Source organism: Aulosira sp. FACHB-615 (assembly GCF_014698045.1).
Classification (GTDB): Bacteria; Cyanobacteriota; Cyanobacteriia; order Cyanobacteriales; family Nostocaceae; genus Nostoc_B.
Genome location: NZ_JACJSE010000004.1, coordinates 337,541 through 359,323 on the forward strand (window position 1 = coordinate 337,541; position 21,783 = coordinate 359,323).

Sequence of the window (21,783 nt, forward strand, 5' to 3'; positions counted from 1 at the left end):
TATAGTGAGTTGGATTATGGGAAAAGAAGAACAATTACTTGAAAGCTGGCGAGAACTCACCCCCGAAAAGCAGCAAATGGTTTTAGAGTTTGTTGAAACCCTAAAATCTCAATCAAAAACAACAGCAATCAACAAAGAATATATTCCACAAACGCCTTTAGCCAAGAAATTGTGGGCAATTCGTCAACAAGCGATCGCCTCTGGAATAAAATTACTTAACGAAGCAGAAATTGAACAAGAGCTTGCTGAACGTCGGGGTGGATACAGTGAGTCGTAAGAAAACTTACATCGATTCTGGAGTTCTGATCACTGCTTTTAGGGGAGTGGAATCAATCAGTATTCGAGCAAATAGCATTCTCAATGACGCAAATAGAGAATTTGTATCGAGTCAATTTGTCAAGTTAGAAGTACTCCCCAAAGCAATTTATAACCAACAGCAAAACGAAACAGACTTCTACGAAACCTTCTTCAATGCTGTTAGTGATTGGGCGATAGACTTGGAGCAAATCACAAAAGATGCTCATCAACTGGCCTGTATTTACGGTTTAGCGGCGATGGATGCACTTCATGTTGCTGCTGCTGTTTGGCTCAAAGCTGATGAACTAATTACTACTGAAAAACCAACCAAGCCAATGCACCAAGTTAAAGCTCTCCAAATTATCTCGATTTGATTTCAATAAACCTAAATTCCGATTGAGCAATTAAGGGAAAAGCGATCGCACTCTCCGGTAAAGTAAGAAATGCGATCGCTCATCAACAGTATTATTAAAAACTAGTTAACTTCCTTGTCCCTTATGTCCATGTGTCGGACATGGGGGTGCAGATATTGATTTATCTAACCAACCTACAGCTTGTTCTAAGCGGGGAAGGGCTTCTTCTGGCTGGTTTTTGAGGAGATATACCAGCGCCGCCGCCACTTGTTCACTAGCACGAGAATTGCGGTTAGACTTGAGGCGATGCCAATCGTTAGGAGAGATGGTGAGTCTTTCCATAAGGACTTGTGCTAGTTCTTGAGTGCTGAGTTCTAAGTGCTGAGTGCTGAGTGCTGAGTGCTGAGTGCTGAGTGCTGAGTGCTGAGTATTAAGAGATTCCATATTTATAAATTTGGGGATTGACTAGTAAGCAGTCAAAGTATAGATGAGGACGTTTAAAAAGCATGAACACTAAGTATGGTAAAACTTTTACCTCCTGCCTTCTGCCTTCTGCCTCCTGCCTCTTGCTATAACTTTCAACTATTGGCATTAGATTAATCTTAATTTACTATCAGTCAATGAAGCCGCCTAAAAAATCACATAATCCTTCAGCCGAAGAAAATCAAGAGCCGGATTTTGAGCAAGAATTAGCAGAAGTAGAGCGATCGCTCATCTTAATTAAAGAACGATACACTCAAGTTAAGCAGGATCAACAGCAAAAGGCAGAATGGCAACAACGCCAACAAGAACTAAGGGACAATAAACCCCAAACGCCAGAAATCAAAGCTGAGTTAAAACAAATTCAAAAGCAGTTGGATTTGCTAGAAATCAATTTAGAAAGTCGGTTATTTTCTTGGCGTAGCTTGAAAAAACCTTTCTGGCAAGCCGTCCGCTTTGGTGGAATGGGCGTTATCATAGGCTGGATATTAAAATCCTGTGCTGGGTAAATATGGTAAATAGACGAGTTGCAGAAATATTGCGAAGTGGTCAACCTGATGAGTCTCTTGTAGTTCAAGGCTGGGTAAGAACAAAGCGTGACTTGAAAGGATTTGCCTTTATTGAAGTCAATGATGGTTCATCACTAGCGAATTTGCAAGTTGTCATCAATCAAGATTTGCCAGACTATGAGGCGATTTTGAAAAGACTGAATACAGGTGCGTCGGTGGAAGTTCACGGTGTATTGGTAGCTTCCCAAGGGAAAGGACAGCGTATTGAATTAAAAGCCGAGGCGGTGAAAGTCTACGGTGAAGCTGATCCCGAAACTTATCCATTGCAAAAGAAACGCCACTCATTTGAATTTTTACGCACAATTGGACATTTGCGATCGCGCACAAATTCCTTTGGTGCAGTTTTCCGCGTCAGAAATGCTTGTTCCACAGCCATTCACCAATTTTTCCAAGAACGCGGATTTTTATGGGTACACACCCCCATTATTACCGCCAGTGATTGCGAAGGAGCAGGTGAATTATTTAGCGTCACCAGTTTCGATCTCAAAAACGTTCCCCGCACTGACAACCAAGCTATAGATTATACACAAGACTTTTTTGCTAAACCCACATATTTAACAGTTAGTGGACAGTTAGAAGCAGAAGTGATGGCGATGGCGTTTTCTAACGTCTACACCTTTGGCCCTACCTTCCGCGCCGAAAATTCTAACACCTCTCGCCACCTCGCAGAATTTTGGATGGTTGAGCCAGAAATGGCATTTTGTGACTTAGAAGGTGATATGGATTTAGCCGAGGCATTTCTCAAACATATTTTTAATTATGTATTAGAAAAATGCCCAGAAGATATGCAGTTTTTCAATGAGCGCATTGATAATACAGTTTTAGCCACAGCCGAAAATATTGTTAACAATCAATTTGAACGTCTGACTTATACAGATGCTATCAAACTATTAGAAAAAGCAGATGTTAAATTTGATTATCCTGTAAGTTGGGGCTTAGACTTACAATCAGAACACGAACGCTATCTAGCAGAACAACTATTTAAAAAGCCAGTAATTGTCACAGATTATCCCGCGCAAATCAAAGCATTTTATATGCGGTTAAATGACGATGAAAAAACTGTCCGGGCAATGGATATTCTCGCACCCAAAATTGGGGAAATTATCGGCGGTTCCCAGAGAGAAGAACGTTTAGACGTGCTGGAACGTCGGGTAATAGCGCAAGGAATGAAACCCGAAGACTTATGGTGGTATTTAGACTTGCGCCGTTTTGGGACTGTACCTCATGCGGGTTTTGGCTTAGGTTTTGAAAGACTCGTGCAGTTTATGACAGGTATGGGAAATATTCGTGATGTGATTCCATTCCCCCGCACACCACAAAATGCTGAATTTTAGTTAGGGATAGAAAAGAAGGTGTGGGGAGTGTGGGAGGTGTGGGAGGTGTGGGGAGTTCATTATTTGATAGGTAGAGCAGGTGTAGGTTGGGTGGAGGAACGGAACCCAACATTTTCAAGGCTTTGTTGGGTTACGCTATCGCTACACCCAACCTACTATTCTCTTAACTGAACCGTATTGCCTATAACCCGTAACCTTCTTAATTACAATTAACTGCGGAAGCCGAGTTTGCTTTTGTTAAATCACCAGTAAATACGGCGGTGTATTTATAAGGTGATGCACCAGCGCAAGTCATGGAATTTTTATCAGCACGCCGTGGATTAGACCATGAATCTGCTAGTACTTTTAAGGTGGTGTTGTTCCATGATAAGTTAGTTACTGCTAAAGAATTACTTTTCCCATCACTTGGCTTTCTTGCAGAGACAAACGTCGCAGATAAAACGCTACCATTACTAGGATTAATCCTGGCAATAACGGCTACTTTGGCACCGCCACCACTACCATAAGAAGATAGCCAACCGTTCTTAGCAAAGCGACGAAAATCGTTACCAGTCTGGCTACCAGTCGAAGAAAAAACGCCATATAAAACGTTATTGCCATCCCATAACAACCCATAGCCTGTACCATCATCATTGGTGGTTTCGTAGTCATTGCGACACCATTTTTTTACACCATTATCAAAGCGAATAATGCGGGGGTCTTTGTTGAGAGATGTTACTTGTTGATAACCAATGTAAATAGTTTTTGCACCTATTGATATTTTTGGCCCATTTTTCGCTTTGATGCTGGCTTCGCTGTCATTGCAGGTAAATGCTACACCTTTGCCAAAAGATGTCCTAATACTTGTTTGGGCAACAACTTGAGGATTGACTAAATCAATTCCTAATGCTGCGAATAAACATAAAAATGCTAGAGATTTAGGTAATTGGTGGCGCTTCGTCATGGTTTGTGAGTAGGGAACCCTGTAAAAGACGACACCTTAACACAAATTCTTCTCAGTGCCAATTCTGCACTAGTAGTGTACCAACCCAAAATTGCTACGTGGAGGTAAGCAAGGGAGCAAGGGAGCAGGGGAGAAACTTGCAGTAAGTCTTTCCCCCCTGCCCCTCTGCCCCTCTGCTCCTCTGCTGACCACAACGCAAAGTTTCCTTGGCAGACTACTAGATAAATCAGGACTTATGCACAAAGACGGTTGAGAATAGGTGCATAGGAGTAAGAGTATAGGTGTGTAAGTTAGTAGAAAGGCTCTTGAGTAGGAAAATATTCACATTTTCACACTTTTGCTACAGGGCTGTAACAAAAGTGTAATAAACCCTGTCTACATTAGTAATAGATTCAAAATAACCTTTTAAACGGCAATGCAAAATCAAATACCAGACGGAAATAACCCATTAAATAGCACTTCAGATGCCAAATACCGTAAACCAGCACCTTGGAGAAAGGCGGCGGCTTCTCTATCATTGGTGTTGCTAGGTTCTGGTATGACCTTAGCTGGTGGTTATCTGGCTAACCATCAGTCGCAGGTGTCGCAAAGTGCATCAAATTTGGCTTTGAGTCGGGTAAATGCTGCACCGCCAATTGTTGCGGGTACAGATCCTAATTTTGTGACTCAGGTAGTGCAGAAGGTAGGGCCAGCCGTAGTGCGAATTAATTCTTCTCGCACTGTTAAAAGTCAATTACCAGAAGAATTTAACGACCCATTTTTCCGCCGCTTTTTTGGTTCACAACTACCAGAAAGCCAAGAAAGAGTAGAGCGGGGTACTGGCTCTGGGTTTATTATTAGTGGTGATGGTCAAATCCTCACCAACGCTCACGTTGTTGATGGTGCAGATACAGTAACAGTTATTCTCAAAGATGGGCGGAGTTTTCAAGGTAAAGTTTTAGGCAAAGATGAGTTAACAGATGTTGCGGTTGTCAAAATTCAAGCCAACAATTTGCCGACTGTTACCGTAGGTAACTCTGAACAATTGCAACCAGGAGAATGGGCGATCGCAATTGGTAATCCTTTAGGATTAGATAATACAGTCACCACAGGCATTATCAGCGCCACCGGACGCAGTAGCAACCAAATTGGCGCATCTGATAAGCGAGTAGATTTTATTCAAACTGATGCAGCAATTAATCCTGGTAACTCTGGCGGGCCATTACTCAACGCCCGTGGTGAAGTAATTGCCATGAATACAGCTATTATTCAAGGAGCGCAAGGTATAGGTTTTGCTATTCCCATTGCGACAGCACAACGTATTGCTAACCAATTAATTTCTACAGGTAAAGTCGAGCATCCTTATCTTGGCATTCAAATGATTGGGTTAACCCCACAAATCAAACAAAATATTAATTCTGACCCCAATAGTGGTTTGAGTATTAATGAAGATAAAGGTGTCTTAGTTGTGAAAGTTCTGCCTAATTCACCCGCCGCCAAAGCCGGGTTACGCGCAGGTGATGTCATCCAAAAGATTGAAGGTAACGCTGTCACAGAAGCCGAAAGCGTCCAAAAAGCTGTTGATAAAAGCCAAATTGGTGCAGATTTGCGCTTAGAGTTACGCCGTAATGGACAAACACTGAATTTATCTGTGCGTCCCGGTAGTTTCCCCACTCAAGTGCAATGATGAGTGCTGAGTGCTGAGGAAAAATAGCAGTCCCACTTTTATACTTGCTATGAAATTAGTTTCATTGGGACTGTTTTCTTCACTATCAGGATGAAGTGCATCGCGGTGAGTTGTTGCCAGGGTTAAGGTTTATTTTAATACCACCACAGATTGCCAAAATTAGCCTGAGATTAAAATTTTCAGGACTTACGCACAGGAAACGGAAAATCGAACCACAGAGACGCAGAGTTCATGGAGGAATGAGAGTTTGAGAGGTTTTTTGCGTAAGCTCTAATTCTATTTTGTAAACCACTGATATGGCAAAATGCTGAGTGAGTATCAGAGACTCATCCACGAGTATTCAAGACTCATCCGCAAGTATCAAAGACTCATTTACGAGTATTCAAGACTCGTCCACGAGAATCAAAGACTCATCCGCGAGAATCAAAGACTCATTCACGAGTATTCAAGACTCGTCCGCGAGTATCAAAGACTCGTCCGCGAGAATCAAAGACTCACCCGCGAATATCAAAGACTCGTCCGCGAGTATCAAAGACTGATTAATGGAGTTCAAAGACTCGTCCGTGAGTATTCAAGACTCATTAGGCGATTTACAAGAATAAATATACCGATGCCGTTGGTTTCGACTTCGCTCAACCAACTACTCGCATCATGGAAAATTGTTTGTGCGATCGCATTTGCGTATAATTTTTTTTCAAATTCCTCTCAGGCAGATGCAGCAGTGTAGACTTGGTGTTTAAAATCTCACAGTTATGAATGAGCAAGATTTGGATGTAGTGCGATACCTATCAGTATGCGTGAATGTTGGTTTCCGTTCTTCCACCCAACCTACACAAATCTAAGTTGTTGCTGCCTCCTGCCTCCTACCTTCTTCACTCCCATTCATCCAATTCATGACTGCGGTTGCGAAGTAAGCTATTAAGTTGGGTGCGGTGAGTTTCAAAGTTAGCGGCGATATAAATCAGTAAAATGCCAACTAGCAAGCCAATCACCCATTTTAAAAATGAGTAACGTAAGCTGAAAATGACTAATTGGTAAATACCAGTAACTAAGAAAGTAGCTGTACCAACATACAAAAAAGCCCGAATACGCAAAGTTAATCCAGCAAAAATAGCGATGAGGCTGAAAATTCCGGGAATGATGACTGTATCTTGATGAAATACTACTGCCCATCCACAAATTAAACTGATACCTACCAGCCTCACAATGTGCCGCGATGATTTTGATTCTGGCAGTTTTAGCTGTGGATCAACTTGGGCAATGTATAACAGCGAAAGTCCAGTGGCGGTAAAATACCACAAGGGATCAGTAATATTTAATTGAGATAACCATTTCCAGGCTGCCCAATCAATTAAGGCGATACTAATATATGTGAGGCGGATATTTTCACTCACCTTGGCTAAGATGATGTAAAACACAGCCGCAATGAGCAGGGTGATGGGGTAAACTTGCAGTTTGGTTTCCCACAAAATCATTAATGGCAAAATGTAGGCGGCGAGTTGCCAAGGTCTTTTTGACCAACCCCAATTTTCCCAGGGTAAGCTGTATAAGAAGTAGGCTATCACACAAGCGATCGCACCATTCCAAGGGACTAACGGCCCGGTTAGCCACTGTCCGACGGCGGTTTCTCGCCAATAAACCCGCATTCCCAATACTTCTAATAAGCCGAGATACACCCACATTTCTTCTGTGGTGATTCTGCCAAAAACCCTTGGTGTATTACTATTTCCTCTTCCTTGAAAGATGGCATACATAATTAATAATCCCCCTGTACCCAACCCAACAAGGCGGTTAGCTTGAATTGGCAGGGCAATGGCCAGGGTTAATAATACACTACTCCAAGCCCAGTGCAGATGAGCAATACCTTTGATTTCTAGCAAACTGAGGCGTAAATATCGGCTCAACCAAGGCGCTAATCGGTTGTAAACTAGCATGATGCTTGTCCCTAAAGTGGACATAGCAATTAAGCCATCACCTAATGCACCGCCTTTAGCTTGGGACATTTGATAAAACAATAGTTCATAAAAAGAAATTGATACGCCAATAATGCCGCAGTACAGCAGAGGTTTAAAGTTTGGTTGTCGTCTGCCGATACCGATGATGATTAACGCCACACCCAAACTAGATAAACCAGTCCACTCGGTAAAAACATTTAACCGCAGAACAACACTCAATGCACCATAAACTAAGGGCAGAATATGTAAACTGCTGGGAAGTACGGCGGGATGATATCGTCTTTTCCACCATTCGCCTAAAAGTTGGGTGAATAAACCTAAAGCGATATTAGCGATCGCAATTCTGATTGTAGAACGTTCCCCAAAGCTCAACACTTCGGCGATGAATAATTCTACACACCAACCAATACCGTAAAATGCCCAATCTGTGGGTTCACGCCAGCTACGATAAACAATGGCGAGTAAAGTAATTGCACTGGCGACTAAATACCAAACTCCGGGGATGACGACGGCATCATAAACTAAATATGAGTGGATTGTCAGGCTTAAGAGTACAGTACAACATAAAGCGATCGCCCATTTATCACTAGCATCTGCATATATATCTGCTAAATCATGGTTGCGTTGTTGCAGTAATTTTCGCATTAACCATAAACTAAAAGAGGCGATCGCACCTACAACTAACCAACCTGCAATAGCTAGGCGGGGTAATCCTGGTATTCCTTCCCACAGCAACGCCGCTACAAAACTCAGTCCTAAACCAATGGTAAAAGCGGCAGATCCTTCATTTCTTAAATAGCGGGTATTGAGATACATTACACCCGTACCCACCGCCAAACTCATAAATCTAGTTTCTGGTACAAGAATAGTTAAAAACTGCACCGCAAACACAGCCACCCCACTCAAAAAAGCCCTGATGATGCGGGGTTTGCCTGTGGTGCGACTAGCTAAAAAAGTCAAACATAAGGGTGTAATTAACCAAATCACGCCCCAATATTGTTGGTTAATTTGTTTAAAAGTGGCATCAAAAAATAAACTAAAACTGACAATGGATAATACTAAGCCGAAATACCATGCACTACTTTGCCAGCTACCATTACCAAGACTAAATCCCCATTCTGCCACCATCACAACTGAGATCACCGTTGCCCAGACATAATGGGGGAGGTTGGGGAAAAACCAGTCTATGACTGAGAAAAGTGCCAGTAACCCGATGAAGTGAGTCAGGTAAATTAATGGCGTGGAAGATGGCGAACGGCGTTTAGTAACAACAACCAAAGTAATAGTAGAAAAAACTAGATTTAGCGATCGCAAGGTAGGATTAATTGTGGACAAGACAGTTAAAAAACTGCCAAACATCACGGCTATCGCTTCACCATAATTTGCCAAATCTCGTTTCTCGGCATGACGCAGGCGATCGCAAAACCATACCATAAAAATTAAATAAGGAAATAATGCCACACTCAACAACGCCCAAGGTTCATTGTGCGCCTGGGTGATATTTGCCGCAGTAGCAATTATCGATTGTCGCGTTCCCGGCGGTACAACTCGCCAACCCTGCCAAATCGACTGCAAGCCAACCAAAAACAGCACCGCTAAATCAAGCTTGAGGCTATATCTCTGCAAACGCTGACTCACATACCACAAAGCCAAACCACTCACAGCCAAAGCTTGTCCCGGATAATCTATTACCGCCACAGCCCAACCGAGGAAGAGTAAAAGGCTACCTAAGATTTCCCAAGCGGGGTGAAGTGCTGAGTGCTGAGTGCTGAGTGCTGAGTGGGGAGACAAGTGAGAGGGGGTAGACGAGTGAGAGGGGGTAGACAAGGGAGAAAGATAGCTACCTTGTCCACCTTGTCTACCTTGTCCACCTTGTCTACCTTGTCCACCTTGTCCACCTTGTCCCCCTTGCACCCCTATACCCTTGTACCCCTGCACCCTTCCCTGCTGTACTAACCACGTAATCAACCAACCACAAATCCCAATGGCTAACCCTAGTTGGGTGACATTTACACCAGCAACAAAAATTGCCCGTGACAACAGTACAATTAATGAGTAAACAATGACGGTGGCAAATAAACTGAGTTGATTTTCACCAGTATTACGTCGCTGACGACGAATGTCATAGACAGTTAGTAGAGTTGTGCCTATCATCGCTGCATACACAGCAATTAAAGGAAAGACTGCGATTTTCCAACCCCAATGTAAATAACTCAACGCCAGGATATTAATTAGCGGTAACTTTCTTGTGGAGGAGTTGGGAAAAACTGTACGATTACTGCAAAGTAAAACTGTAACAAAAGAAAGAGTAGGAGCAGCGATCGCAACTGTCAACCAGTTAAGCGGATTGTGCCATAATCCGAAACTGTCCATTGCCCAAAAATTTACAGGCACTAAAAATAACGTGACAATTAATAGCGTCTGAGTGGTTAATCTCAGGTTTGCTTGTCTCCCAGTCCAAAAACTGAAACCCCAAAAAGTTAAAGTATAAGCAAATAACACTCCATACTGTCCAGATGCGGGAAATCTTTCCCATTGACTTGCAGCCAATACCCCAGAGGACAGCACTACTAAAAATACACCTAAAAATAGTAGCCAGCGTACACTCAATTCTTCCCCCAAAGATTGCAACATCCTCGTGACAAAATTGGGTTGAGAAGGTTGTTTTGGCGGTGCTGGTGCATAAGCAATTAATGGCTTCTGTTTGGGAGTTGCACCCGCTACCACTGCTTCCGGTTCGACTTGCGGCTGTAACACTACCGTACAACTGAGATATTCTTTACATAACTGCCTAACTTGGGTATCAGATATCAAACCCAAGCGCAGCCATAAATCCAATCCCTCCAATAACTGCGGATGGGATGATGGTAGGGTGAGGTTAATTTTTAACGGACGCTCTGGAGAAGATGACATAAGCAGCAGCCGTATAGGTATATACTTAAATCTTGATGAGGGTAACGTATATCTTGACTCAACTTGTGCCAGTTCCGGGAGCGATCGCTAGAATGTTTTAAGATGAGTGGGATCGAATGCTCCTTAAATCCCCTGCAATTGCTGAATGTCTAAGTAAACAGGAGTTTTGTTGCAAATACCTATTCCGCCCCAGAATTTATTCTAAGTCTCATAGCGCAAATCATCTCAAAATGACTCACATTCCAATTTTTTTGCTCAGTAATTTAACATCTGAAGTTCTATCTTCGAGTTCTGAAACAGAAGTTTGAGGTTGTGAAGTTTGAATTTCAAGTTTATAAGCATAACATTGCTTTTCTGAAGACGAAATATGGGTAATAGATAGAAATTGACCGTACAATAAATCGTTAGACAAATATACTTTTACAATTCATTTTTTAATTACTCTAGTGGTTTTGATAAGGAAAATTATTTCAGCGTTTATTGCGACTGGTCTTGTTACCGGAACCGTTTATCTTGGAATTCAATCTGGAAAAGATAATCGTTTTGTAGTTTGGTTTGGCATTGCGTCTGCTACTGCTGCTCCCGTTGGTCTAGCCTTATTTGGCTATGCAATTAGCCGATCTGATGACGAAATCCTACAGCGACTTTCCAAAGTTCCAGAGATTGAAAGGCTAATTGAGCAAGCTAAAACTCAGGAGGAAAAGATTCAAGTTCTCGAAGCAGAACGTTCGCGGCTTGCGGAAATTGTAAAAATTGAATCTCGACGACAAGCAGCCTTGGATAGAATAGATAGCTTAGAGCGTGATGCTGTTAGAATTTTAGCTGAACTCGAAAATCTAGATAGAGAAATAATCTTAATAGATGAGCAGGTAGGCGAAAGTGCTATAAGTGAAGAAATTCGACGCTTAAGAGAGCGTGTAAAAGCTCGTGAAGATGGAGATGTTATCCTCCGACTGGGTTCTAGAATTTATCGTCTTGATCGAGATATCATCAAAGCATTACCTTTTGGGCTGGGGAACCCATTAATTGCATACTTCCGAATCGCAGAAAAGCTGGAAAAGACATTTATACCTAAAATACGTCGATAAGCAGGTTTGTATTACTTTATAAATTAGTTAACTTCCAAATCTCAATCAAAACCCAATAGCGATCGCCTGTGTCTGCTGAAAAGTTACATTGGCGATATGATGAAATTAGCTTCTGATGAGAAATCTTTATGGTAGCAGCATCCAAGCAAGAACCAAAAATCATTCGCACAGAACGTGGATTGACGATCGCCGGTACACGCATCACACTTTACGACGTGATGGATTATCTAAAAGCTCAGTATCCACCAAAACTGATTCGTGAGAAGCTTGGTCTCAATGATGAGCAGATTAATTCAGCGTTAGCATACATTGAAACTCATCAGACAGAAGTTGAGGCAGAATACCAAGAATGTCTGCAAACAGCAGTGGAAATTCGGCAATATTGGGAAGAGCGAAATCGAGAACACTTTGCAAAAATCTCTGCAATGCCTCCTAAATCAGATCAAGAAGCCCTACGTGCAAAACTACAAGCCTGGAAAGCTCGCATTGAAAAAGAAATAACAACGATACCACAAGCCTTGTAGCAATTTCTTATGACTTTTATTGATGATGATTTTACGAGAGAAGTTAATTCACAATCTTGCACCTAACGACTAAAGTTGTACATCAGATGCAAAATATGTGTATAGTTAGGTTCTATCGTACCAGCGCACCCCACAGTCTGGAGTACTGATAGCGATACCAAGCAGCAAGCGATCGCTTTTTCATAACGCCTCGTTCCTTACTACAGCGCAATCAGGGTAATAGTTTGTGGCGAAAAAGTTTGAGTTACTGCCTGATTAGGAAAGGGATCTGCCAAATACAACGCTTAATCTTGTATTTAAACTCCGGTTAGCCGACTGATTTATGGTAGTATTTATGCTAACTTTTGCAAAGTCATGCTTATAGCAAAGCAATTCTTCAGATAAATCCTTTTAAAACAGCTATAGCAAGATCGCACACAACGTTCTTAAGCATCTCAACAAAAAGTAGAGCAGACATTATGACCAAATATGTAAATCTGGGCAAAACTGGACTAAAAGTATCGCGGATTACTTTAGGTACGATGACTTATGGCTCTCGGAAATTGCGCGAATGGGTGTTAGAAGAAGAAGAAAGTCGTCCATTCATCAAACTGGCTTTGGATTTGGGAATCAACTTCTTTGACACCGCAGACGTTTATTCATTGGGTGCTAGTGAAGAAATTGTCGGGCGAGCATTGAAAGACTTTGCTCAACGAGATCAGGTTGTGATTGCGACTAAAGTACATGGTAAAGTCGGTGATGGGCCAAATGACCGAGGATTATCTCGCAAACATATTTTTGATAGCATTGATGCTTCTTTGCGGCGCTTACAGACAGATTATGTAGACTTATACCAGATTCACCGTTGGGATTATGAAACACCAATTGAAGAGACCCTAGAAGCACTACATGATATTGTCAAAGCGGGTAAAGTACGTTATTTGGGAATTTCTAGTGTCTTTGCATGGCAACTGTCAAAAGCCCTGTACACAGCAGATATTCACGGCTGGACTCGTTTTGTCTCCATTCAAAATCATTACAATCTAATTTATCGAGAAGAGGAAAGAGAGGTAATACCTTTAGCAATCGATCAAGGAATTGGGATTATTCCTTGGAGTCCTTTGGCGCGAGGATTTTTAGCCGGAAATCGCAGTAAATCAGACTATGGGCAAACACTACGTGCCAAAACTGATGAATTCGCTCATAATCTTTACTATCAAGATTCAGATTTCCAAGTAGTAGATCGCGTAGTTGAATTAGCAGAAAAACGCGGTGTTAAACCTACACAAATTGCCCTAGCTTGGCTATTGCATCAACCAGGTGTAACATCTCCCATCATTGGTGCTAGTAAAATAGAACATCTGAAAGAGGCTGTTGAAGCTGTTGATTTAGAACTTTCTGATGAAGAGCGCAAATTATTAGAAGAACCTTACACACCCCATCCCGTTTTGGGGCATCAGTATCCTTCTGGTAATCGTCCGTAGAGGGAGTATTTGAGTGAACCAAATTCTGGTTCAACAACTCAATTTCATGATGTGATTCTGAATACTTTAAATAGTGAAGCCATATTGGCTAAATAAACTTTGCGATTTCATTCACAAAAGAGAACAGGTAGGTATGTAAAAATTTCATACCGCGTACCTGTTTTATGCTTAGTTGTTTTAGTCAGGCGATCGCTCTTGATTTGGTACTACTATGAATATATGGGGAAACACTACGCGAATCCTGACCCCTTCATTCTCATCGCCTAAACTTCCCAGATAATACTTGACAAAATTACATATTTATATATTTGGCTATATCACGCCTCAAAAGTACAAATTTGCCAGAATATATCGAAAATTATTAAGTTTTTGTTACATTAAGTGAGCATTTGCTTTTATTATCTATTAATGTTTGTTAACAAAGTTTGCGATTTTTATATCGATTTATGTCAGTTAAGCGACAAAATGCCCATTTGGTAAGGTTTTTCTGATAAAAAACTCTTATTGCCGAAAAAAATCGTTAAACTTTGTGGGCAACTTAGCCACAAAGAAATTCCAGTCGAGAACACGCATCAAAGGAGCAGAGGAAGCATGTTCACCCACGTCAAGTCCACCATTAGACACATTGCGCCTGATAACCTGGGCGGACGTAACTTCATTAAGGTGGTCTATGTCGTGCTTGAGTCCCAGTACCAGAGTGCATTGTCGCAAGCGGTTCGTACAATTAACGCCAACAATCCTGACCTTGCGATTGAAATCAGTGGGTACTTGATTGAGGAACTCAGAGATCCTGAAAATTACGAAGAGTTCCAGCGCGATATACAAAGTGCCAATATTTTTATTGCCTCTCTGATTTTTATCGAAGACTTAGCACAGAAAGTAGTAGCAGCAGTAGAACCACACCGCGATAATCTAGACGTTGCTGTTGTGTTTCCCTCGATGCCAGAGGTAATGCGCCTAAATAAAATGGGCAGTTTTTCCTTGGCACAGTTGGGTCAATCGAAGAGTGCGATCGCACAATTCATGAAGAAACGCAAAGAAAAATCCGGTGCAGGATTCCAAGATGGAATGCTGAAACTATTGCGGACACTGCCCCAAGTCCTGAAGTTCTTACCGATAGATAAAGCACAGGACGCACGCAATTTTATGCTGAGTTTCCAGTATTGGCTGGGTGGTTCTCCAGAAAACCTGGAAAACTTCTTGCTGATGCTGGCTGATAAATATGTATTAAAAGATGTCGAAAAACAAAAAGCTGCATCTTTAGAATATCAAGCACCAGTAGTTTATCCCGACATGGGAATTTGGCATCCTTTAGCCACAACCATGTATGAGGATGTTCGAGAATATCTCAACTGGTACAGCGCCCGCCGGGATATCCCCCAAGATTTAAAAGATCCTTTAGCACCCTGTGTCGGGTTAGTATTACAACGCACTCACCTAGTCACAGGCGATGATGCCCATTACGTGGCGATGGTTCAGGAGTTAGAAGCATTAGGCGCAAGGGTAGTACCTGTGTTTGCTGGTGGTTTGGATTTCTCCAAACCTGTGGATGCTTACTTCTACGAACCCACAACTAAAACCCCGTTAGTTGATGCGGTAATATCTTTAACAGGTTTTGCGTTGGTAGGCGGCCCCGCTAGACAAGACCACCCCAAAGCAATTGACTCACTCAAACGCCTGAATCGCCCTTACATGGTGGCTTTGCCTTTAGTATTCCAAACTACGGAAGAGTGGTTAGATAGCGATTTAGGCTTACATCCGATTCAAGTAGCATTGCAAATTGCGATTCCTGAATTAGATGGAGCAATTGAACCGATTATATTATCGGGTAGAGATGGGGCAACAGGAAAGGCGATCGCACTCCAAGACCGTATCGCCGCAGTCGCACAACGGGCTTTGAAATGGGCTAACCTGCGTCGCAAACCCAAACTCAACAAAAAAGTTGCCATCACCGTTTTCAGTTTCCCCCCCGACAAAGGCAACGTCGGTACAGCCGCATACCTCGATGTATTCGGCTCAATTTACGAGGTGATGCACGCACTCAAAAACAACGGCTACGACGTGCAGGACTTACCAGAAAACGCGAAAGAGTTGATGGAACAAGTCATCCACGACGCACAAGCACAGTACGCCAGCCCCGAACTCAACATTGCTTACAAAATGTCAGTCCCCGAATACGAAGAACTGACACCTTATTCCCAACGCCTAGAAGAAAACTGGGGGCCACCACCAGGAAACCTCAACAGTGACGGACAAAACTTGTTAATTTACGGTAAGCAATTCGGTAACGTCTTCATTGGTGTTCAACCTACCTTCGGTTATGAAGGCGACCCGATGCGGTTATTGTTCTCCCGTTCCGCCAGCCCTCACCACGGCTTTGCGGCTTACTACACCTACCTGGAAAGAGTTTGGGGCGCGGATGCTGTACTGCACTTCGGTACTCACGGTTCTTTGGAATTTATGCCCGGTAAACAAATGGGGATGTCGGGCGAATGTTACCCCGACAACTTAATCGGTACAATTCCCAACCTCTACTACTACGCCGCCAACAACCCCAGCGAAGCGACAATTGCCAAACGCCGCAGTTACGCCGAAACAATTTCTTACCTCACACCACCCGCAGAAAACGCTGGTTTGTATAAAGGTTTGAAGGAACTCAGCGAGTTAATTGCTTCCTACCAAACCTTAAAAGATAGCGGTCGCGGTATCCCCATCGTCAACACGATCATGGATAAATGCCGGATCGTCAACCTAGATAAAGATATTAACTTGCCCGAAACCGATGCCAAAGACATGACCCCCGAAGAAAGGGATAATATTGTCGGCAGCGTCTACCGCAAGTTAATGGAAATCGAATCTCGTTTGTTACCTTGTGGTTTGCACGTCATTGGTAAACCCCCAAGTGCCGAGGAAGCGATCGCCACTCTGGTAAATATTGCCAGCTTAGACCGTCAGGAAGAAGAAATCCTCAGCCTACCCCGGATTATTGCCAGCAGTATTGGGCGCGATATTGACGAAATTTACCAAAATAGCGACAGAGGCGTATTAGAAGATGTCCAATTACTGCAAGACATCACCCTAGCAACTCGCGCCGCCGTCCGCGCTTTAGTACAAGAACAAACCGACGCAGAAGGCAGAGTTTCTTTAGTTTCCAAGTTGAACTTTTTCAACATGGGCAAAAAAGAACCTTGGGTAGAAGCATTACACAAAGCTGGTTATCCCAAAGTTGATGCTTCCGCCTTAAAACCCCTGTTCGAGTATTTAGAATTCTGCTTACAACAAGTTTGTGCAGACAACGAACTCGGCGCATTACTCAAAGGCTTAGAAGGCGAATACATTCTTCCCGGCCCTGGTGGCGACCCCATCCGCAACCCTGATGTATTACCCACAGGTAAGAACATCCACGCCCTTGATCCCCAATCAATTCCCACGGCTGCGGCTGTCCAATCAGCTAAAATCGTTGTTGATAGACTTTTGGCAAGAAATAAAGCCGAAAACAACGGTAACTGGCCAGAAACCATTGCCTGTGTTCTTTGGGGAACCGATAACATCAAAACTTACGGTGAATCTCTAGCGCAAATCATGTGGATGGTGGGTGTACGTCCGGTTCCCGATGCTTTGGGACGGGTGAACAAGTTGGAGTTAATTCCCCTAGAAGAATTGGGAAGACCCAGAATTGATGTTGTAATTAACTGTTCTGGAGTATTCCGCGACTTGTTCATCAACCAGATGAACCTGCTAGATCAAGGGGTGAAAATGGCTGCGGAAGCAGATGAACCCTTAGAAATGAACTTCGTCCGCAAACACGCTATGCAGCAAGCTGAGGAATTGGGAATTAACCTCAGACAAGCAGCCACCCGCGTTTTCTCTAACGCTTCCGGTTCTTACTCGTCAAATATCAACTTGGCAGTAGAAAACAGCACCTGGGATAGCGAAGCCGAGTTACAAGAAATGTACCTCACCCGTAAATCCTTCGCCTTCAGTGCCGACAACCCCGGTATGATGGAACAATCTCGGAAGATTTTTGAAAGCACCCTCAAAACTGCTGAGGCGACATTCCAAAACCTGGATTCCTCCGAGATTAGTTTAACGGACGTTTCCCATTACTTCGACTCTGACCCTACCAAGGTTGTCTCAAGTCTGCGTGGTGATGGCAAAACACCAGCATCTTACATTGCAGACACCACCACAGCCAACGCCCAAGTCCGCACATTATCCGAAACCGTGCGCTTAGATGCCCGTACCAAATTATTAAATCCCAAGTGGTATGAAGGTATGCTATCTCACGGTTACGAAGGTGTCCGCGAACTCTCCAAGCGGTTGGTTAATACAATGGGTTGGAGTGCAACCGCCGGCGCAGTGGACAACTGGATTTATGAGGACACCAACGAAACCTTCATCAAAGATGAAGAAATGCAGAAACGGTTGATGAACCTCAACCCCCATTCTTTCCGCAAGATGGTATCCACCTTGTTAGAAGTAAATGGTCGCGGTTATTGGGAAACTAGCGAGGAGAATTTAGACCGCCTCCGCGAGTTGTACCAAGAAGTCGAAGACCGAATTGAGGGTATAGAATAGCATTCAATGGCAGGCGTATTGCCTGCCATTATTTTTAAATCTAAGACATCGCTATGAATGATTTAAATTGCTAAGATAAAATCAGCAAATCGATGATTCAAACGTTTAAAAGTAAAGCTTTAGAAAATCTATTCAGAGAAAATTCTAATAAAGGAGTTCCAGCAAACTTAGAAAAGAAAATTAGAATTAGACTGGAAGTTATAGATGCAGCCTTAATCGTGGAAGATATTAGATTACCAGGTTATGACTTGCACGAATTAAAAGGAGATAGGAAAGGAACTTGGGCAGTTAAGGTATCGAAAAACTGGCGTATAACTTTTAGCTTTGAAGATGGTGATGCTTATGATGTAAATCTTGAAGATTATCACTAATCTAGAATGTTAGTAGTATATTAAATAGTCGGACATTGATTATGAATAACTGGCAAGATATTACTCAAGATAGATTAGTAAGACCAATACATCCTGGTGAAGTAATTGCAGATATTCTAGATGATTTAGATATTGATAGCACGAAATTTGCAGAAATTTTAGGAGTATCTAATCAAATAGTTAATGAAATTATTAATGGTCAAAGAGCAATTACGGTAGATATAGCAATCCGTCTTGGTAAAGCTTTAGGAAACGGGCCAAGACTTTGGCTCAATCTTCAGCAAAAAGTTGATATTTGGGATGCTTTGCAAAACCATCAGGAAGAATATGAGCAAGTTATAGCTCTGGTTTAGAATAAAATGCAGAAATGCAGAAAAGCTTGATGAAACTCAACCCCATTCTTTCCGCAAGATGGTATCAACATTTTTGGAAGTGAATGGGCGCGGTTATTGGGAAACTATCGAGGAGAATTTAGACTGCCTCCGCGAGTTGTACCAAGAAGTTGAAGACCGCATTGAAGGGATTGAGTAAAAACTTTCAATTTGTATAAATAGCATAAAGTTTTGGGGATACTGCTTGCCGTATCCCTTTAAATATTTTAATTATAATATAAAAACCTATTAGAGATATTATTTATGGCGTTCAAAGGCTTTAGTAAAAAAGTAGCTCATCAAAAGAGATTGAAAAAAATTAATAAAATCATAAAAAATCTTGAAGATACTAACTCTTTGAAGCAAAATTCTATATCTTTTGGTCAACAAATTACCAATGATTGGATAAAAATATCTAAATCAATTAGATTAAAATCAGAGCAGCAATATGGAAAAATTCTAATAGAAACTCGTTTATTAATGATTACAACAATGACAGATTTACTAGTTTATAAAGCAGGTAGTCCTGGAAATACAAATGAACAATTAGGAAAAATATTACAACTTATAAGTATATTTTACCAAGGGGAATTATATACTGAAAAAATGATTTCAGAAGGACAATACGTTAAAGCATCTGTGGCTATAAAGCAAGAAATTGAAATAATTACTCGTATTAATGAGATTAAAAAAGGAGTTGATAAAGATGGTCAGACTCCAAATGTTAAATATGCGCCTCCTACATTTAAGCTACATTATGGTGATATGAATCAAATAGGTCATATATCTCAACCAGATATTCTATCTGTTTTACATTCAGTTAATAGAGATACTTTCAGTGCAGCCTCGATTACACCTATTTTTAACGGAAATATCGCTAAGAATCTTTATGAAATACATCTTATTATTTTTTACAATATTATTAGAGAGTCAATTGAATTATTTCAGCAGTTATATCCAGAGGATTTAGAATTAGTTTTACCTGCTTGTAAAATATTTACAATAATTGTTGATTGTCTTAAAACAGCAGGAATTATTAAAGATAATGAACCAAATTCATAAATAGATAGTCCGATCGCATTAATATTGTGTAGAATGCGCTCATCTTGAAAAAAAGGTGATCGCTTTGAGAAGGTTGAGATGTGCGATCGCTCATCTGGAAAAACAGGCGTTAGCGTTCGCGCAGCGTCTCGTAGAGAAGCTTACCGTAGGTATCGCTCATCATGACAAACAGGCGATCGCTTACCGTATCATCATAGAATCAGCAACTATATATTAGAAATAAGGCTATGCTAAAAACACTTTGGGCTACTGTCAGACAAGGAAAAATAGAGCTGCTAGAGTCTGCGGAATTACCAGAAGGAACAAAAGTTCTAGTGACGTTGCTTCCTGATGATGAAAATGAATTTTGGCTTCAAGCTAGTCAAAAATCATTAGATGCAGTTTGGGATAATACTGAGGATGATGTCTATGCTCAACTACTCTAAAAATGACATCATTTTAGTTCAGTATCCCTTTTCAGATTTGTCAACTTCAAAAGTTAGACCTGCTATTGTAGTCAGTACGCAACACATTTCTCAAGATATTTTTATTACGCCTTTGACAAGCAAAACTGAAGCATTATTAGAAGGCGAGTTTGTGTTGTCTGAATGGAAAGCCGCAGGACTAAATGTAGCAACAGCAGTTAAAAGAGGATTATATACAGTCCATAGAAGCTTGGTTGTAAAAGTAATCGGTAAGTTAGCTGATGCTGATGCTGAATGGTTAGAGCAATCCTTAAAAGGTTGGTTAGGACTGTAATACAAAATACCATTATTTATGGCAATATCTCAAAACTGAAGATTGAATATTTTAATCAGGCGATCGCATTTGGTAATGTGGAGTGCGATCGCTCATTTTGACAAACAGGCTATCGCTTTTGGGAATGTAGAGTGCGCTCGCTGTTAGACATAGTAGAGAAGATACACTCAATTGCACAAACAGTATATTTTATCTAAAAACAGTATTTGATATCTGGTTTATTATTGTAATTACTCAATGCGTTAGTATATGTTGTGTATCTTACGATAGGTATCACGCATTTAGCCATACAAGCATTAGCTTACATTAAGTATCGTAAGTTATTAATGGCATGATATAGAAAGCAAGCGATGAGCCAATACAATGCAAAAACCGCTTAAACAAATAGTTGTATCCGACCCAAAAGTAATGATGGGTAAACCTGTAATTGCAGGTACGCGCATCACTGTTGAGTTAATTCTAGAAAAATTAGCTGCTGGTGAAACCCCAGAACAAATATTAGAATCACATCCGCGACTAACACGCGAAGCAATTCAAGCAGCTTTGGCATTTGCGGCTGAGGCTTTACGATATGATGTGATTTATCCGATTGTTGAGAACGTTTCTTGAAGTTTCTAGCAGACGAGAATTTAGATTGGCCGATTGTTGAGCGTTTGCGTCAAGATGGCCATTTAGTGTGGTACGTTGCTGAAATGGAGCCAGGAATTTCAGATGATGTAGTGCTGGATTTGGCTAACCAAGAAGAAGCAATATTATTAACATCAGACAAAGATTTTGGTGAGTTAGTTTTCCGCTTACGTCGTATTGCATCAGGTGTTATCTTAACTCGATTAGCAGGGTTATCTACAATCAGCAAATCAGAGATTATTGCCAATGCTATTAATCAACACCACTCTGAATTACTGGGAGCTTTTACTGTTATTTCACCAACAGCAATTCGCATTCGTAGGCTGGAGAATTGAATACTGAAAATAAAGTGTATTTTACTCTGTTGAAGACGAGCGATCGCATTTAGGATTGTGGAGAGGTGCGATCGCTTGTTGCCAACGGGGTAATGGAATATAGAATAGTATCTAAG

Annotated in this window: 21 protein-coding genes; 18 read left to right on the forward strand and 3 right to left on the reverse strand. The window is 41.6% G+C overall.

The window, feature by feature from the left end:
- Positions 1 to 16 precede the first annotated feature (16 nt).
- On the forward strand, positions 17 to 277 hold the full coding sequence (locus tag H6G77_RS08665) for a hypothetical protein (RefSeq protein WP_190676359.1): 261 nt from the start codon (positions 17 to 19) through the stop codon (positions 275 to 277).
- Positions 267 to 671, forward strand: a complete 405-nt coding sequence (locus tag H6G77_RS08670) for a PIN domain-containing protein (RefSeq protein WP_190871344.1) — start codon at positions 267 to 269, stop codon at positions 669 to 671. The genes H6G77_RS08665 and H6G77_RS08670 overlap by 11 nt, the downstream gene beginning before the upstream one ends.
- A gap of 105 nt (positions 672 to 776) precedes the next feature.
- Here H6G77_RS08670 and H6G77_RS08675 read toward each other — a convergent pair whose 3' ends face one another.
- Complete coding sequence (locus tag H6G77_RS08675; RefSeq protein WP_190871345.1) at positions 777 to 1,094, reverse strand: DUF6439 family protein; 318 nt, start codon at positions 1,092 to 1,094, stop codon at positions 777 to 779.
- A 176-nt stretch (positions 1,095 to 1,270) separates the two neighbouring features.
- Here H6G77_RS08675 and H6G77_RS08680 point away from each other — a divergent pair, with 176 nt between their 5' ends.
- Together H6G77_RS08680 and asnS are read left to right on the forward strand one after the other, a co-directional pair.
- Complete coding sequence (locus H6G77_RS08680) at positions 1,271 to 1,639, forward strand: hypothetical protein (RefSeq protein ID WP_190676366.1); 369 nt, start codon at positions 1,271 to 1,273, stop codon at positions 1,637 to 1,639.
- A 2-nt stretch (positions 1,640 to 1,641) separates the two neighbouring features.
- Positions 1,642 to 3,033, forward strand: coding sequence for an asparagine--tRNA ligase (asnS, locus tag H6G77_RS08685; protein ID WP_190676368.1), 1,392 nt, complete (start codon positions 1,642 to 1,644; stop codon positions 3,031 to 3,033).
- A gap of 199 nt (positions 3,034 to 3,232) precedes the next feature.
- Here the strand turns inward: asnS and H6G77_RS08690 are convergent, their stop codons facing one another.
- Positions 3,233 to 3,976, reverse strand: coding sequence for a hypothetical protein (locus H6G77_RS08690; protein ID WP_190871346.1), 744 nt, complete (start codon positions 3,974 to 3,976; stop codon positions 3,233 to 3,235).
- Between the two features lie 415 nt (positions 3,977 to 4,391).
- On the opposite strand from H6G77_RS08690, the gene H6G77_RS08695 reads away from it, so the two are divergent.
- Entirely contained in the window at positions 4,392 to 5,642 is a 1,251-nt protein-coding gene (locus H6G77_RS08695) for an HhoA/HhoB/HtrA family serine endopeptidase (RefSeq protein ID WP_190594648.1), read from the forward strand.
- A 304-nt stretch (positions 5,643 to 5,946) separates the two neighbouring features.
- Entirely contained in the window at positions 5,947 to 6,369 is a 423-nt protein-coding gene (locus H6G77_RS08700) for a hypothetical protein (RefSeq protein ID WP_190871347.1), read from the forward strand.
- A 145-nt stretch (positions 6,370 to 6,514) separates the two neighbouring features.
- On the opposite strand, the gene H6G77_RS35325 is transcribed toward H6G77_RS08700, so the two are convergent.
- The gene (locus H6G77_RS35325; protein ID WP_199331417.1) at positions 6,515 to 10,510 is read right to left on the reverse strand and encodes a DUF2157 domain-containing protein; all 3,996 of its coding nucleotides are present in this window, start codon (positions 10,508 to 10,510) and stop codon (positions 6,515 to 6,517) included.
- Positions 10,511 to 10,956: 446 nt separating this feature from the next.
- On the opposite strand from H6G77_RS35325, the gene H6G77_RS08710 reads away from it, so the two are divergent.
- The 12 genes from H6G77_RS08710 to H6G77_RS08765 all read left to right on the forward strand — a co-directional run bounded on the left by H6G77_RS08710 (position 10,957) and on the right by H6G77_RS08765 (position 21,667).
- Positions 10,957 to 11,598: a hypothetical protein gene (locus H6G77_RS08710; RefSeq protein ID WP_190871348.1), complete on the forward strand. Its 642-nt coding sequence runs from the start codon at positions 10,957 to 10,959 to the stop codon at positions 11,596 to 11,598.
- Between the two features lie 128 nt (positions 11,599 to 11,726).
- A complete protein-coding gene (locus tag H6G77_RS08715) occupies positions 11,727 to 12,122 on the forward strand; it encodes a DUF433 domain-containing protein (RefSeq protein WP_190871349.1) in 396 nt (131 codons plus the stop codon).
- Between the two features lie 458 nt (positions 12,123 to 12,580).
- Positions 12,581 to 13,585, forward strand: coding sequence for an aldo/keto reductase (locus tag H6G77_RS08720; protein WP_190871350.1), 1,005 nt, complete (start codon positions 12,581 to 12,583; stop codon positions 13,583 to 13,585).
- A gap of 591 nt (positions 13,586 to 14,176) precedes the next feature.
- Complete coding sequence (locus tag H6G77_RS08725; RefSeq protein WP_190871351.1) at positions 14,177 to 18,163, forward strand: magnesium chelatase subunit H; 3,987 nt, start codon at positions 14,177 to 14,179, stop codon at positions 18,161 to 18,163.
- Positions 18,164 to 18,255: 92 nt separating this feature from the next.
- Positions 18,256 to 18,534: a type II toxin-antitoxin system RelE/ParE family toxin gene (locus H6G77_RS08730; protein ID WP_190871352.1), complete on the forward strand. Its 279-nt coding sequence runs from the start codon at positions 18,256 to 18,258 to the stop codon at positions 18,532 to 18,534.
- A gap of 41 nt (positions 18,535 to 18,575) precedes the next feature.
- The gene (locus H6G77_RS08735) at positions 18,576 to 18,887 is read left to right on the forward strand and encodes a HigA family addiction module antitoxin (protein ID WP_190871353.1); all 312 of its coding nucleotides are present in this window, start codon (positions 18,576 to 18,578) and stop codon (positions 18,885 to 18,887) included.
- 282 nt (positions 18,888 to 19,169) lie between these two features.
- Positions 19,170 to 19,967 carry a hypothetical protein gene (locus tag H6G77_RS08740; protein WP_190871354.1) on the forward strand — a complete coding sequence of 266 codons (798 nt, stop codon included), beginning with the start codon at positions 19,170 to 19,172 and terminating at the stop codon, positions 19,965 to 19,967.
- Positions 19,968 to 20,031: 64 nt separating this feature from the next.
- Positions 20,032 to 20,184: a hypothetical protein gene (locus tag H6G77_RS08745; protein WP_190871355.1), complete on the forward strand. Its 153-nt coding sequence runs from the start codon at positions 20,032 to 20,034 to the stop codon at positions 20,182 to 20,184.
- Between the two features lie 10 nt (positions 20,185 to 20,194).
- Positions 20,195 to 20,392 (forward strand): hypothetical protein, encoded by a 198-nt coding sequence (locus tag H6G77_RS08750; RefSeq protein WP_190871356.1) that lies wholly within the window; start codon positions 20,195 to 20,197, stop codon positions 20,390 to 20,392.
- Positions 20,376 to 20,705 (forward strand): type II toxin-antitoxin system PemK/MazF family toxin, encoded by a 330-nt coding sequence (locus H6G77_RS08755; protein ID WP_190871357.1) that lies wholly within the window; start codon positions 20,376 to 20,378, stop codon positions 20,703 to 20,705. The genes H6G77_RS08750 and H6G77_RS08755 overlap by 17 nt, the downstream gene beginning before the upstream one ends.
- A gap of 363 nt (positions 20,706 to 21,068) precedes the next feature.
- Positions 21,069 to 21,314 carry a DUF433 domain-containing protein gene (locus H6G77_RS08760; RefSeq protein WP_190593254.1) on the forward strand — a complete coding sequence of 82 codons (246 nt, stop codon included), beginning with the start codon at positions 21,069 to 21,071 and terminating at the stop codon, positions 21,312 to 21,314.
- Entirely contained in the window at positions 21,311 to 21,667 is a 357-nt protein-coding gene (locus tag H6G77_RS08765) for a DUF5615 family PIN-like protein (RefSeq protein WP_190593255.1), read from the forward strand. Before H6G77_RS08760 ends, H6G77_RS08765 begins: the two co-directional genes overlap by 4 nt.
- Positions 21,668 to 21,783 lie beyond the last annotated feature (116 nt).